General features: G+C 67.5%; 10 protein-coding genes. 7 read left to right on the forward strand and 3 right to left on the reverse strand.

All coding sequences use genetic code 11. From position 1 onward, the window contains the following. Nucleotides 1-103 precede the first annotated feature (103 nt). The gene (locus HHL27_RS04320) at nt 104-784 is read left to right on the forward strand and encodes a TetR family transcriptional regulator (protein WP_206069397.1); all 681 of its coding nucleotides are present in this window, start codon (nt 104-106) and stop codon (nt 782-784) included. A 63-nt stretch (nt 785-847) separates the two neighbouring features. Here the strand turns inward: HHL27_RS04320 and HHL27_RS04325 are convergent, their stop codons facing one another. Further along, nucleotides 848-3,307, reverse strand: a complete 2,460-nt coding sequence (locus tag HHL27_RS04325; protein WP_169492176.1) for a TonB-dependent receptor — start codon at nt 3,305-3,307, stop codon at nt 848-850. Between the two features lie 80 nt (nt 3,308-3,387). Further along, on the reverse strand, nt 3,388-5,007 hold the full coding sequence (locus HHL27_RS04330; RefSeq protein WP_169492177.1) for a GMC family oxidoreductase N-terminal domain-containing protein: 1,620 nt from the start codon (nt 5,005-5,007) through the stop codon (nt 3,388-3,390). A 202-nt stretch (nt 5,008-5,209) separates the two neighbouring features. Between HHL27_RS04330 and HHL27_RS04335 the strand changes: the two genes are divergently transcribed. From HHL27_RS04335 to HHL27_RS04350, 4 genes are read left to right on the forward strand one after another with little or no spacing between them, the layout of a single operon-like run. Next, nucleotides 5,210-6,709: a class I adenylate-forming enzyme family protein gene (locus HHL27_RS04335; RefSeq protein ID WP_240959375.1), complete on the forward strand. Its 1,500-nt coding sequence runs from the start codon at nt 5,210-5,212 to the stop codon at nt 6,707-6,709. Nucleotides 6,710-6,734: 25 nt separating this feature from the next. After that, nucleotides 6,735-7,961, forward strand: coding sequence for a cytochrome P450 (locus HHL27_RS04340; protein ID WP_169492178.1), 1,227 nt, complete (start codon nt 6,735-6,737; stop codon nt 7,959-7,961). Then, complete coding sequence (locus HHL27_RS04345) at nt 7,958-8,362, forward strand: Zn-ribbon domain-containing OB-fold protein (protein WP_169492179.1); 405 nt, start codon at nt 7,958-7,960, stop codon at nt 8,360-8,362. The genes HHL27_RS04340 and HHL27_RS04345 overlap by 4 nt, the downstream gene beginning before the upstream one ends. Next, complete coding sequence (locus HHL27_RS04350) at nt 8,359-9,531, forward strand: thiolase C-terminal domain-containing protein (RefSeq protein WP_169492180.1); 1,173 nt, start codon at nt 8,359-8,361, stop codon at nt 9,529-9,531. The genes HHL27_RS04345 and HHL27_RS04350 overlap by 4 nt, the downstream gene beginning before the upstream one ends. 68 nt (nt 9,532-9,599) lie before the next feature. Here the strand turns inward: HHL27_RS04350 and HHL27_RS04355 are convergent, their stop codons facing one another. After that, on the reverse strand, nt 9,600-11,093 hold the full coding sequence (locus tag HHL27_RS04355; RefSeq protein WP_169492181.1) for an aldehyde dehydrogenase: 1,494 nt from the start codon (nt 11,091-11,093) through the stop codon (nt 9,600-9,602). Nucleotides 11,094-11,263: 170 nt separating this feature from the next. On the opposite strand from HHL27_RS04355, the gene HHL27_RS04360 reads away from it, so the two are divergent. Together HHL27_RS04360 and HHL27_RS04365 are read left to right on the forward strand one after the other, a co-directional pair. Continuing rightward, nucleotides 11,264-12,451, forward strand: coding sequence for an aromatic ring-hydroxylating oxygenase subunit alpha (locus tag HHL27_RS04360; protein ID WP_169492182.1), 1,188 nt, complete (start codon nt 11,264-11,266; stop codon nt 12,449-12,451). 79 nt (nt 12,452-12,530) lie between these two features. Continuing rightward, nucleotides 12,531-14,813: a CaiB/BaiF CoA-transferase family protein gene (locus HHL27_RS04365; protein ID WP_169492183.1), complete on the forward strand. Its 2,283-nt coding sequence runs from the start codon at nt 12,531-12,533 to the stop codon at nt 14,811-14,813. The last annotated feature ends 17 nt before the right edge of the window (nt 14,814-14,830 follow it).

The raw sequence follows: 14,830 nt of genomic DNA on the forward strand, positions 1-14,830 counted from the left end.
CGGCCTCCTGCGCCCGAACTTGCTTGAAGGAGCGAAATCGACGGTGTTTAGAAATGGCGCGAGTTAACTGTGTGGGTACCGGTCGAAGATGGAAGCGAAGCTTGTGGCAAAGCCTGTGAAGGCGAAATCCGGGCCGGGCGGGGCGGAACCTGCCAAGCGGGTACCGCGCGCCGGGCGGCCGGCTTCCCCCCTCATCACGCGCGAGGCAGCGGCCGAGGCGGCGCTGCAGATCATCGATCGCCAGGGGCTGGAGGGCTTGAGCCTGCAGGCGGTGGCGCAGCAGATGGGGGTCCGGGCGCCTTCGCTCTACCACCATTTCCGCGACAAGGAGGCGCTGCTGGTCAAGGTGGCGCGGCTGTTGCTGCACAAGATCAATGTCGAGCAGGACACCTGGTCCGACGATTGGGAGACGCGCACGATCGAACTGGCGCTCGCGACCTACCGCGTCACCATGCGCCATCCCAATGCCGCGCCGCTGGCGCTGCGCTTCTTTCCCCGTCAGGTCGTGCTGCCGGCTTACGAGCGCACGCTGGCGACGTGTCCTTATCCGCCCGAAACCCACGTCGTCGTGCTCGAGGCGATCGAGCGCTTCACGTTCGGCTTCACCCTGTTCGCGGCAGCGGCGGCGAGCCACCACACGCCCTCGACTCCCGTGCCCGATCGCGAGCAGTTCCCGGTGCTCGCCGCCGCGCTCGATGCAGCGCCCAGCGACGAGGAGACCGTGTTTGTCGAGGCGCTGCGGGTGATTCTCGATGGGCTGCGCACGCGCTACGGCCGCAACTAGGAACAGACACGAAAAAGGGGCGACGCCAATGGCGCCGCCCCAGCTTCTTCCGGGAGAGGAAATTCAGAACTTGAAGCCGACTTCCACGAATATCTCGCGGGGGTTGTCGACGAAGGCGGACATGTCGGCCACGGTACCGCTGGCGGTGCCGGTGCCCGTGCCGCCGGCGAACGGGATGTCGTTGGCCGCGGTCACCACCAGCTTGTTGGTCAGGTTGCGGCCGATCAGCGATGCGGTCCACAGCCCGTCCTTGCCCGACAGGCTGATCGAGGCGTCGACCTTGGCATAGCCCTTCTGCACCGCATCGGGGCGCAGCGCGTCGGTGAAGTTGTACTTCGAGGTATAGCCGACGTCGCCGTTCAGGCGCAGCGACAGGTCGCCGCCGACCGGCGTCTCGTACGTGAAGCCGGCGCGGCCCGCGAAGTGCGGCGCCTTGGGCGGGGTGCGGCCCGAATAGTCCTGCGCGTTGCCCACGCCGCCCACCTGCAGCAGGTTGCAACCCTGCGACAGCGTCTGCCCCGGATAGCACTGGCCGATGAAGTCCTGGTACTCGGCATCGTTATACGCCGCCGAACCACGCAGCGAGAGCCCGTCGAGACCAGGCACGCGGAAGTTGAAGTCCGCCTCGATCCCCTGCGTGCGCAGCTTGCCGGCGTTGCCCGCGGTGAGCGATACGGTGACCGGATCGAAGAACTGCACCTGCAGGTCCGAATAGACATAGCGATAGGCGGTCAGGTTGAAGCTCAGGTGCCGGTCGAGCAGCAAGGCGCGCACGCCCACTTCACCACCTTCTGCGGTTTCCGACTTGTAGCGGCCGGCCGCGACCGAGGCTGCCGGCGTCAGGGCCTGCGAGATGTTGAAGCCGCCCGCCTTGAAGCCCTGCTTGTACGCGGCATAGAGCGTCAGGTCGCTCGAAGGCTTGTAGCGCAGCGTGACCTGCGGCGACAGGTTGCCTTCGTCGTACTTGTCCTTGAGCGAGATCCCGCCCGGGAACGCGCCGGCAAAGGCGATGTGCGCGGGAAGCGAGCGCTGATAGCTGTCGCGCGATTCACGGCTGTAGCGCGCACCACCCGAAAGCTCGAGCTTGGGCGAGATGTTGAGCGTGCCTTCGGCGAAGAACGACAGCGAATCCGTGCTGAAGCCGTTGTCGCGCTTGAACGTGGTATACGTGTTGTTGATCGGATCGAGCGGCACCGGGAAGATGTAGGCATCGGTGTTGAACACGAACTTGCCGTGGGCATAGAACGCGCCGAACAGGATGTTGAACGGCCCGTCGAACTTCGACTGGAAGCGCATCTCTTCCGAAAACTGCTTGAAATCGGCGAGCTGCGAGAAGCTGGCGGGGTAGGATTCGCCGCTGACGTTGTTCAGGTCGGTCTGCTTGAAGTGGTAGTACCCGGTGATCGAGGTGACGTCGAACGGATCGCTTTCGATCGTCCCGGTCAGCACCGCGTACTGCGACTTGAAATCACCATACAGCTTGCCGTCGCGGGCATAGCGCATGCCGGTCGTGGCGACCTGCACGGGCAGGGCGGAACTGTCGGCGCGGCCGTCGATCCGGCAATCGGTGTTGGGGCTCGAAGGAATGCCGTTGGCCGGCAGCGGCGTGGTGCGACCGCCACCGCAGATGCGCTCAAGCGTATCGGTCGGGCCACCGTCGACCACGCTGGTCAGGCCGGCCTTGAGCTCGAGCTTGAAGCTGTCGGTCACCTGCGCGTCGATCGTGCCGCGCACGCCATAGCTTTCGGCAAAGCCGCGACGGTCCGAATTGCGCGTGCGGAACTGGCCGGGGATATAGTTGGTGTAGCTGTCGGCAGCGGTGTTGGTGAAGGCCCCGTCGCTCTTCGAATAGCGGCCGGCAAGACGCGCCGTGATTCCTTCGGTGACCGGGCCCGAGACGAACCCTTCGACATAGCGTTCGCGCGCCTTGAAGCCATAGCCGCCCTTCAGGCCCGCTTCGAAATGGTCGGTCGGGCCATTGCTGGTCACCGAGATCAGGCCGCCGGTGGTGTTCTTGCCGAAGAACAGCGCCTGCGGGCCCTTGAGCACTTCGACACCCTTGATGTCGAACTGCGGCAGGCTGATTTCACGGCCCCGGCTCATCGCGATGTTGTCGATGACGAACGAGACCGACTGGTCGAACCCGGCGGAAAGCGCGGTCGAACCGACGCCGCGCAGGAAGATCGACGCCGAAGAGCCCGATGCCGCCTTGCCCGCGATCAGCGAGGGCACCATCGTCGCGATGTCGGACACGCGGGTCGCCTGGTACTGGCTCAGCGTCTGGCCGGTCACCGCAGTGATGGCGACGGGCGCGTCGATCAGGCGTTCGGTACGGCGACGCGCGCTGACGATGATCTCGTCGGTGGATACGTTGTCGTCAGGCGCCTGCGCGGCGGCGGTCGTGACCGGTGCAGGCGCGGCCTGATCCTCGCTCGCCAGCGCCTGTACTGGCGCCAGCAGCACCAGCGTCGTCGCCAGCGCCGAACCCAGCGTCAGTGTGCGGCCGATAGTTGGACGGGTCATCTTTTCATTCCTCCCCAATAATCTAACATTCATAGGATAAAAATCTGGACGCAGATCGGCTCTTGCGGCCTCGCAAAACCTCAGGCTGCGCGGGCCAGCTGCCTCCGGTCTGCAAGGATCAGGTCGGCCGCACGCCAGGCCATGGCCATCGTCGGCCCCTGGGTGTTGCCCGCCGGGATGACCGGCATGATCGAGGTATCGACCACGCGCAGTCCTTCCACCCCGCGCACGCGGGTCCGTGGATCGACCACCGAGCCTTCGTCCTTGCCCATCCGGCACGATCCCACCGCGTGATAGGCACAGGTGCCGAAGCGGTCGTAGGCGGCCAGGATCTCCGCGTCGGTGGAATAGGCGGGCCCGGGCATCGTCTCTTCCTCGATCAGCGCGGCAAGCGGGGGCTGTGCTGCCCACTGCCGCACCACGCGCACCGCGCCGATCATCGCCGTGCGATCGGCATCGTTGGCGCGATAGTTCGGGCTGAAGGTGGCCGCGGCGTCGGGATCGGTGGTGTTGATGTGGATCGAACCCCGCGACGTCGGGCGCAGCGCATAGACCACCACGTGCATGCCCGGGTGACGTTCGACGTCCTGCCGGTTCTTGGCAAAGTCGAACGAGAACGGCGCGATCAGCATTTGCGCGTCTGGGCGGTTCAGGCCGGGGCGGGTGCGGAACCAGGCCCCAAGCTCATAGGCGGCCGCCGCCATCGGGCCGTTCTTGGTCAGGTAATAGCGCAGCGCCGACCGCAGCAGGCGCCACCCGCCGAACTCCTTGTTCTGCGATATGTCCCGCTTCAGCTTCCACTGCATGATCAGGCCGCGATGCTCGATCAGGTTCTCGCCGACTTCGGGCGCGGTGTGCACGGGCGCGATGCCGAGCGCGCGCAGCCGGGCGGGGTCGCCGATCCCGGACCGCTCCAGGATCGCCGGGCTCGCCATCGCGCCGCCGCAGACGATCACCTCGCCATGGCAGTCGATCGTCTCGCGGTTGCCGTTGCGCAGGATCTCGATGGCGACAGCGCGCCCGTCCCGGAACACCACGCGATCGACGGTCGATTCGACCAGGACCGTCAGGTTGGGCCGGCTTTCGACCGGGCGCAGGAACGCCGTGGCCGCGCTCTGCCGCTTGCCCTTGTAGATGGTGCGCGGGGTATAGCCGATCGCCTCGCCGTTGTCGGGCGTGTTGACGTCGGCCTTGCGCGGCCAGCCCAGCGCCGCGCCGGCCGCGATCTGCGCCTCGGACAGTTCGTCCTGCAACGTCGGCATCGATACCTTGAGCGGCCCCGAATCGCCGCGCGTGTCGCCCGCGCCAAGCTCGTGGCTTTCCAGCGCGGCATAAGCCGCGCCGATGTGCCGCCACGACCAGTCGTCGCTGGTCAGCTCGGCGATGGCGTCGAAGTCCGCGGGTTGTCCGCGCACGTACATCATGCCGTTGATCGAGCTTGACCCGCCGAGCACGCGTCCGCGCACCCACGTCTCCGAAGCGCCCGCCGTCGACGCTTCGGGCGCGCTGGCATAGGCCCACAGGTGCTTGGGATCGTTCATCACCTTGGCCAGGCCCTTGGGCATCGAAATGAAGGGGTGCGTGTCGCGCGGACCCGCTTCGATCAGGCAGACCCGAATCGAGGGATCGGCCGAAAGGCGGTTGGCCAGCACGCAACCAGCCGCACCTGCACCGGCAATGATGTAATCAAAGCTCTTCACGCGATCTCTTCCCCACGCGCCGTGCCGCCTGCACGATCTATCTAATGACCATAGATTGACAGCTTGCGCAGCGCTTCGCAAGTGGAGTTTGCTCTGGCCGCAACAAAATCTATTGTCATTAGGTATCGCCCGCGTTAGCGTCCGTTCGTCAGCAGGAATGGTCGGCCCGCGAAGGGTGAAGGACCGCGAAAGAGGGGAGATGATGGCGCAGACCTTGTCGAATGCGATTGCCTGGTGGGCGCGGATGCGCGGCGAACAGCCGGCGGTCATCCTCCATGGCGACGTTCTTACGTATCGTGATCTGCGCGACTGGTCCGAACGTGTCGCGGCGATGCTGCTGGATTCCGGTTTGCAGCCCGGCGACCGGGTCGCGGTATGCTCGACCAACAGCCTCGCCTACATTGCTTTGATCTTCGGCACGATCCGCGCCGGCGGCATCGTCAGCCCGATCAATTTCCGCTACAAGCCGCGCGAGATCGCCGAGCTGGCCGAGACGACCGAGCCGCGGCTGGTGTTCGCAGCGGCCGACCAGGCGGACGCCGTGCGCGAAGCCGGGCTCGATCCGCGCCCGCTCGACGATGTGCTGGCGCTGCGCCACGGCGCGCGCACCGCCGTCGCCCACGATCCCCAACCCGATGCGGCGGTGGTGATCATCGCCACCTCCGGCTCCACCGCCAAGCCCAAGGGCGTGGTCTTCACCAACCGCACGATGACGGCCTATGCCGCCAACTGGTCGGTCGAGGAAACCTCGGCGGCGGCGGGGTCCCGGGTCATCACGCTCGCCCCGCTCAACACCTCGGCGGGCTTCGTCCAGCTGATGCACTACACCACGCTCGGCTGCACGCTCTACATGGAGCCGCAGTTCGATCCGGCCCGTGCGCTCGACCTGATCCAGCACGAGAGGATCACCTGCTTCGGCGCGGTCCCGGCGTTCTTCGAATTCATCGCCGCGCTGCCCCAGTTCGAACAGGCGGACCTGTCCTCGCTCCGCCTCGCCACCGCTGGCGGCGCGCGGGTCAGCCGGCAATTGCTCGAAACGTATCGCGCCAAGGGCATCGTCATCCGCCAGATCTACGGCCAGACCGAAGTCGGCGGCAACGCCACGATCATGCCAGAGCATCTGGCCCTCGCGAGCCCGGAAAAATGCGGCTGGGGCGGCGCGTTCATCGACATCCGCGTCGTTCGCCCCGACGGCACCGACTGCGCGCCGGGCGAACAGGGCGAAATCGTGATGCGCTCGCCCGGCATGATGGTCGGCTACTGGCGCAACCCGGACGAGACGGCCAAGGCCCTGCGCGACGGCTGGCTCTGGTCGGGCGATATCGGCGTGCTGGACGAGGACGGCCTGCTGACCTTCGTCGACCGGATGAAGGACCTGATCATTTCCGGCGGCCTCAACATCTCCGCCGCCGAGGTCGAGCGCGTGGTGTGCGAATTCCCGGGCGTGACCGAGGCGCTGGCCATCGCCGCGCCCGACCCGAAGTTCGGCGAAACCCCGCTGGTGGTCTACCACGGTGCGGCCGAAGTCGATGTCGCGGCGCTGATCCGCCACTGCGACGCCAACCTCTCCAACTACAAGGTACCGCGCTACGTCGCCTTCTCGGCAGAGCCGTTGCCGCGCCTTGCCACCGGCAAGCTGTCCAAGCCGGCGGTGCGCGAGGCTTATGCCGGCGCGCACGAACGCCTTCCCAAAGTTCGCTGATCATCTCCGACCAAGGAGCGAAACCATGACCGAAACTGCTGCGATTTCGCGGGCCATCCCGCCGCACGTACCCGCCGATCTCGTGTTCGATTTCGACATCTATGGCGATGAACGCGTCGGCAGCGATGTCCAGGGCACCTATGCCGCGGCGCTGGCGCAGGCGCCCGATATCTTCTGGACCCCGCTCAACGGCGGGCACTGGATGGTGCGCCGCATGGATGCGATTGCCGCCGTGGCGGGCGATCCCGAACACTTCTCGGTGCGCGAGATGCAGATCCCGCGCGTGCCCAATCCGCCCTTCTTCATCCCGCTCAGCCTCGATCCGCCCGAAAACCTGCCCTATCGCCGCGCCATGTCGCCGCTGTTCGGCCCGGTCGCGGTGAAGGCGATGGAGCCCCGCCTGCACGAATGGGCGGCCACGATCATCGACGATGCGCTCGCCACCGGGGGCGAGTTCGATTTCATGGCGCACGTCGCCAAGGTGTTCCCGGTCAGCGTGTTCATGGAACTGATGGGCATGGACCTGTCGCGCCTCCAGGAATTCCGCGCGATTGCCGAGGCCTTCTTCGAGAACCAGCACGATGCGGCGAGGATCGAGGCGCTGAGCGGCCAGATCCTCGGCATCCTCAAGGGCCTCGTCGATGAAAAGCGCAGCGCACCCGATGGCAAGCTGATGAGCCACTTCATCGAGGCTGACATGGGAGACGGCCGCCGGATGAGCGAGGAGGAGATCCTCGCGATGAGCTTCGTGCTCTTCCTCGGCGGCATGGACACGGTGACCAACGTCACCGGATTCGCTTTCCAGCAGCTGGCGCAGATGCCCGATCTGCAGGCCCGCCTCGCCGCCGATCCGGCCGGCCTGTCGACCGCGTTTGCCGACGAGGCCGTCCGCCTGTTCGGCGTGGTCAACACCCCGCGCCTTGTCGTCAAGGACATCGACCTGCTCGGCGTGCCCTTCCGCGAAGGCGAGATGGTGCTCAACCTGCTGCCCTGCGGCAGCCGCGACGACCGCAAGTTCGCCTCTCCCAACGTGTTCGACATCGACCGCAAGAAGGCGGCGCACGTTACCTTTTCCACCGGCCCGCACTTGTGCATCGGCCATGTGCTGGGGCGCGCGGAAATCCGCGTGCTGGCCGAAGAATGGTTCAAGCGCGTCAAGTCGTTCCGGCTGGCGAGCGACGATCCTCGGCCGTTCCGCACCGGCACGGTCATGGCGCTCGAATCGCTGCCAATTGCCTGGGAACCCAAATGAACCATCGCCTTGACGGGGCCGACGCCCCCTACTGGCAGGGCCTTGAACAGGGCCGCCTGCTCCTGCCGCGCTGCGCGCATTGCGCGCGCTGGGCCTGGCCTGCCGGGCATCGCTGCGCCGCGTGCGGGCACATCGGTGTCGTCTGGGAAGAGCGTCCGCTCAAGGCCACGCTCTATTCGTGGACGCGGACCTGGCACCGCTTCGGCATGACCGAAAGCCTCGACGTGCCCTATGTCAGCATCGTCGCCGAGGTCGCGGACTGCGGCGTGCGACTGATGGGCCGGATGGACGATCCGGCGCCTGCCGATCCGCGCATCGGCGAAGCGCTGACCGGCCGGATCGACGCAACTCTGGTCGGTGACGACCGCATCCCCGCCATCATCTGGAGCCGCACCGCATGACCAGCCATCCGTTGTACGGCACCACGGCGGTTGCGGGCGTCGGCCTGCGCCAGTTCAAGCGCGGCGCCGCGCCGCTGCCCGAACGCAGCCTGCTGGTTGAAGCGATCCTCGATGCCTGCGCCGAAGCGGGCCTCGATCCGGCCGAGGTCGACGGCTTCGTCTCCTATGGCGATGACAAGAACGAACCCGTCCGCCTGATGCCCGATCTCGGCACGCGCCGCCTGTCCTATTCGGCGGCGGTGTGGGGCGGAGGCGGCGGCGGCATTGCCGGCGCGTTCGGCGTCGCGGCGGCGGCGATCCTGTCCGGCCAGGCGAGCGCGGTCATCGTGTTCCGTGCCCTTGCCGAAGGGGCGAGCGGGCGCATGTCCGCCGCGGTCATGGCGCACCACCTCAACGATCACCTGCTTGCGGCCGGTCTCGTCGCGCCCGCGCAGATGTGCGCGATCCGCGCCCAGCGCCTGTTCGAACACCACGGCGTGAATCCCGCGCTGGTCGAGGATCTGGTACGCGCGTCCTACCACCACGGTCGCACCAATCCCGAAGCCGTCGCCTATGGGCAGGATTTCGACATCGAAACGCTGCGCACCAGCCGCTGGATCGCCGAACCCTTCCGCCTCTACGACTGCAGCCGCGAAAACGACGGGGCAGGGGCGCTGCTGCTGGTCTCGGCCGAACGTGCGCGCGATCTTGCCAAGCCGCCGGTCTACCTGCTCGGCTGCGCGCAAGGGGCCGAAGCGGGCTGGGGCGATCTGATGGAGAACGACGCCGACGACCTCTACGCCACCGGCGGCTTCCGCGCCGTGGCGCGCGACCTCTACACGCAGACCGGCCTGTCGCCGGCCGACATCGACTGCGTCCAGCTCTATGAAAACTTCGACGCGCAAGGCGTCATGTCGCTGATCGACCATGGCTTCTGCACCTACGAGAACGCCGCGGAGGTGATCCGTTTCGACAACCTCATCGCCCAGGGCGGCGCTCTGCCGGTCAACACCGCCGGAGGCAACCTGGCGCAGGGGTTCATCCACGGGATCGGCCTGCCCATCGAAGCGGTGCGGCAATTGCGCGGCGAAAGCGCGAACCCTGTTGCCGGCGCACGCACCTGCCTGCTGGCGGGCGGGCCGGGCGCGCCCACGGTCAGCTCGGCGATCTTCGCCAACGCGGTGCTCTGAAGCCTTTCGGGTCGCACCCCGGGGATCGCCGATCCCCGGGGCCGATTGGCATTTCTCCCGGCGCGCCCTCAGCCCTGCAGGATGGCCGGCGCCCTGGGCAGGAACACCGTCTTGGTCTCGCAGAACGCTTCCAGCCCCTCGACGCCGCCCTCGCGGCCGATGCCCGATTTCTTGAACCCGCCGAACGGATTGGTCAGGTCGAACTCGCGCCCGTTCTGGGTGAAGGTGCCGGTGCGGATGCGGCGCGCCACGGCATAGGCGCGGTCGGTGTCGTGGGTGAACACCCCGCCCGACAGGCCGAAGTCGCTGGCATTGGCGATCGCGATGGCTTCCTCCTCGCTGTCGTAGGGGATCACCGCCGTCACCGGGCCGAAGATTTCCTCCTGCGCGATGGCCATGGCATTGGTGGCGTTGGCAAAGACGGTCGGCTCGATGAAGTATCCGCGTTCGAGCGCCTGCGGGCGCACCCCGCCGGTCGCCAGCCGGGCGCCTTCGGCCAGGCCCTGCTCGACATAGGAAAACACCTTGTCGCGATGGCGCGCCATCGCGAGCGGCCCCATCATCGTGCCCGCCGCTTCGGGATCGCCCACGACCACCGCCTTCATCGCCGCGGCCAGGCTTTCGACATAGGCGTCATGTTTCGCGCGGGGCACCAGCACGCGGCTGAAGTTGATGCAGACCTGCCCGCACAGCAGCGTGATCAGCGGGGCGAGCGCCGGGCCGAGCGCGGCGGGGTCGTAGTCGTCGAGCACGATCGCGGCGGACTTGCCGCCCAGTTCCATCGTGTAGCGCGCCATGCGGGCGGCGCAGACTTGCGCGATGTGCAGGCCCACCACTGTCGATCCGGTGAAGGCCACCTTGTCGACGCCGGGATGGCGCACCAGCAGGTCGGACGCTTCGCGGTCGGCGGGCAGCAGGTTGATCACGCCGGGCGGCAGGTCGGCTTCCTCGGCCGCCTCGGCCAGCAGGAAGGCTTCGAGCGGGGTCTCGGGCGAAGGCTTGAGGATGACGGTGCAGCCAGCGGCCAGCGCGGGCGCGAGCTTGACCAGCAGCGAGGCGAGCGGCCCGTTCCACGGCGCGATCGCCGCCACCACGCCCACCGCCTCCTTCACCACCACGGCGGTGTCGCACGCGATGCCCTGCGCCGGGCCGACGCGTTCGAAGGCGTAGGATTCGGCCATCGCGGCATACATGTCGAGCAGGCCGGCAGCGCCGGCGCTGGCGCCGCTGGCCATCCATGCGGGCACGCCCACCTGGCCCAGCCAGCACGCATCGGCCGCCGCGCCGCGCCGGGCCAGCGCTGCGGACAGGCGGCGCATCCCGGCGGCGCGCTCGGCCGGGCTCATGCGGGGCCAAGGTCCGTTGTCGAACGCGGCGCGGGCGGCGGACACCGCCTTGTCCACTTCGGCAGGGCCGGCTGCCGCAACATCCTGCAGCGGCTGCTCGGTCGCCGGATTGACCGGACGCAGCCGCGCGCTTCCCGCCACATCGATCCAGCGTCCGCCGATGAACAGGCGATCGGGCTGGGACACGCGCGCCAACGCTGCGGAAATCGTGGTCATCGAAAATCTCTCCCATGCTCGGCGGCTTGGCGCCGACCTATAATCTAACACCATAAGATAAGGCCCGCGACAAGGGCTTTGCTGCGGCCAGAGGCGCATATATCTATTGATCGTAGATTTAGGCGATGATACGCCTTCGTTCGAATCGAAATACGGAAGAGGATATGTCCATGAACGCTCCCGCTGCGCTCGCCGCCGCCCCGGCGCTGCCCCTGATCCAGACGTTCGCGGACCTCAGCGAAGGCCAGCGCCTGGCGATGAAGCGGATCGCGCGGCATGACGAAGCGGTCGTTCCGAAGATCGAATTCACCAAGCCGGCCACCATCTTCACCTCGCCCGAACGCTTCGCGCTGGAACAGGAGCACCTGTTCCGCGCCCGCGCCGTGCCGCTGGCGATTTCGGCGCTGGTGGCAGAGCCGGGCACCGCGATGGGCCACGATGCGCTGGGCATTCCGCTGATCATCAGCCGGGACAAGCAGGGCCAGGTCCACGTCTTCCTCAACGCGTGCCAGCACAAGGGCGCCAAGCTGCTGGAAACCTGCGATCCGGTGAAGGCCGGGCGGATGACCTGCCCCTATCACGCGTGGAGCTTCGGGCTCGATGGCAAGCTGCTCGCCGCCGCGCGCGCCGAAACCTTCATCAATCTGGACAAGACCGCTCGCAATCTGGCCGAACTGCCCGCGCGCGAACACGGCGGGATCATCTGGGTGATGCTCGATCGCCATGCAGAGCCGGACTTCTCGCCGCTGGTGCCCGAACTCGCCGACGATCTCGAAGCGCTCGATCTGCCGCGCATGCATGTCTACGGGCGCAAGCGGTTCGAAATCGCCGCGAACTGGAAGCTGGTGCTCGAACCCTTCCTCGAAGGCTACCACGTCCAGCGCCTCCATGCGCAGACCGTAGGGCCGATGTTCGCCGATGTGCCCAACGTGGTCGACCTGCTCGGCCCGACGGTCCGTCAGCTGTCCGGCAAGGCCAACTTCACGCCCGAAGACCTCGATATCGAAGGCGAAAACGTCCACAAGACCGTCACTACGGTCTACAACATGTTCCCCAACTGCGTGGTCATCACCAGCCCGTGGTACATCTCGGTGATGCTGCTGCAGCCGCGCAGCGTCGATCACACCACGGTCGAATACCACATGCTCACCCGCAGCAAGCCCGACAATCCCAAGGCGGAGGAGCTCTACGCCCGCTCGTACGAGATGATCCTCAACGTCTTCGGCAACGAGGATTTCCGCGCGGCCGAGATCAGCCAGGCGGGGCTGTCCACCGGCGCACTCGCCACGTGCGTCTATTCGGGGCTCGAAGCCTCGATCGCCACCTATTACGGGGTTCTCGACAGCTACCTGCCCTGATCGGCACATCGCGCTGGATTCCGCGCGCGCCGCGTGGAATGAAGCGGTTTAATCGATCGATTAGGAAGCCCTGTCACCCATGACCCTGCCCGTTGACCGCCCGCTCGCCGGCATCCGCATCGTCGATGCCGTCGGCGGGCCGCTCGCCGCGATCACCCGCCATCTCGCAGACCTTGGCGCCCGCGTAGATCGCTTCGCCGGCGACGAAGGCCGCGATGCACCGTGGCAGGCGGGCAAGGTGCTGCATGACGGCGCGATCGGTTCGGCCGAGGCGGATGCCGCCATCGCCGCCGCGCATGTCGTGGTGGTCGATGCGGCCGACTGGCTGTCGCTGGCCGATTGGCGGCGCAGGCGGCCCGAACTCATATCGATGGCGGTAAGCCCCTTCGGTTCGGACACGTGCTTGTCCCACTGGCAGGCGACCGGCCCGGTGATCCACGCGATGAGCGCGATGCTCTCGCGCTCGGGCATCGGGCTTGGCGATCCGCTGCTGCCGCCGGGCGATCTCGCCCAGCTTTGCGCCGCGGCGCAGGCCGCCTTCGCGCTGACCGCGGCGCTCTATCGCGCGCTGGGCAGCGGGCGGGGCGCGCATTTCGATTTCTCGGTGCTGGAAGGCGCGGTGCAGGCGCTCGATCCCGGCTTCGGCATCAACGGCAGCGCCACGCTAGGCAAGCCTGTCGGCCTGCTAGACCGCGCCCGCCCGCCCAAGGGCCAGCTCTACCCGATCTTCGAATGCGCCGATGGCTACGTCCGCATCTGCCTGCTCGCCAAGCGGCAGTGGCGCGGCATGTTCGCCTGGATGGGCGAGCCTGCGCAGTTCGCCGCTCCCGAATTCGATACGATGGCCGCGCGCTACGCCTCGCCCGATCTCATCCCGTACCTCGCCGCCTTCTTCGCCACGCGCACCCGCGCCGAATGCGAGCGCGAAGGCCAGGCGCACGGCGTGCCGATCGCGGGGCTGCGCTCGATGGCCGAATTCGTTGCCTCCGACCACGCCGCGGCGCGCAAGCCCGTGGTGACCGCGGCGGATGGGCGGCAACTGGTCGATGGCGCCAGCACGGTCGATGGCGCGCGCATGGGGCCGCTTGCCGAACCGGTTGCGGCAAGCTTCGGTACCGTGCGGGAAAAGACCTCGGACGGGTTGCCGCTGGCCGGTCTCAAGGTGCTCGATTTCGGCGTGATCGTGGTGGGCGCGGAACAGAGCCGTCTGCTCGGCGACCTGGGCGCCGATGTGCTCAAGATCGAAAGCCAGGCCTTCCCTGACGGCAGCCGGCAATCCTATCTCAAGCACGGCATGTCGGTCAGCTTCGGGGCGGGCCACCGCAACAAGCGCAGCGTGGGGCTCGATCTGCGCTCCGAGCGGGGCCGCGCGCTGTTCCTCGACCTGGTACGGCAGGCCGATGTGGTGTGCTCCAACTTCAAGCCCGGCACGCTCGAAAAGCTGGGGCTGGGGCGCGAGGTGCTGCAGGCTGCCAATCCGCGCATTGTCCTGTCCGAAAGCTCAGCCTTCGGCGACAGCGGGCCGTGGAGCGGGCGCATGGGCTATGGCCCGCTGGTCCGCGCCGCGACCGGGCTCACGCTCGCCTGGCGCTATGCCGACGATCCGGTAAGCTTCAGCGACGCGATCACCGTCTATCCCGACCACGTCGCCGGGCGCATCTGCGCGATGGGGGTGGTGGCCCTGCTGATCCGCCGGTTGCGCACCGGGGCAGGGGGCCTGAGTTGCGTATCGCAGGCCGAAGTCATGCTCTGGCACTTTGCCGACTACCTCGCGAGCGGCGAGATCGCGCCGGTGCGCGAGGCGCCGTGGGGCGCCTATCGCGTCAAGGGCGATGATGACTGGATCGCGGTCACCGTGCGCAGCACGGCCGACTGGCAGGCGCTGGCCGCGCTCATCGGCTATCCCGATGCCGCCGCGCTCGATACGCCAGACAAGCGCCACGCCGCGCGCGATGCCATCCGCGCCGCGCTGGAACAGTGGCTCGCCGGCCATACCCGCGACGATGCCGTGGCGGTCCTGCAGGGCGCGGGCGTGCCTTCGGCGCCGATGCTGCGGCTGGCCGAGCTGCCCGAACATCGCTGGTATCGCGAACGCGGTTTCTTCCGCGTCGAGGATCATCCCTGGCTGGTGGAAAAGGTCATGGGCGAAAGCTTCGTGGTCCACGGCAACGACGTGCCGCCCCCGCCGAACGTGGCGGCGCCGCTTGCCGGCGAGCAGACGCTCGAGGCCATGCGCGACTGGCTCGGCCTGACCGACGACGAGCTGGCCGACCTTGTCGCCCAGGGCGTGCTCGAACCGACGGGCGAGGCGCTGCTGGCCGAAGCGCAGAGGCACGTGGCCACGGCCCCCGCTGCAGCCTGATCGTGCGCCGAGCTTCC

This window comes from Novosphingobium olei, assembly GCF_012927405.1.
GTDB lineage: Bacteria > Pseudomonadota > Alphaproteobacteria > Sphingomonadales > Sphingomonadaceae > Novosphingobium > Novosphingobium olei.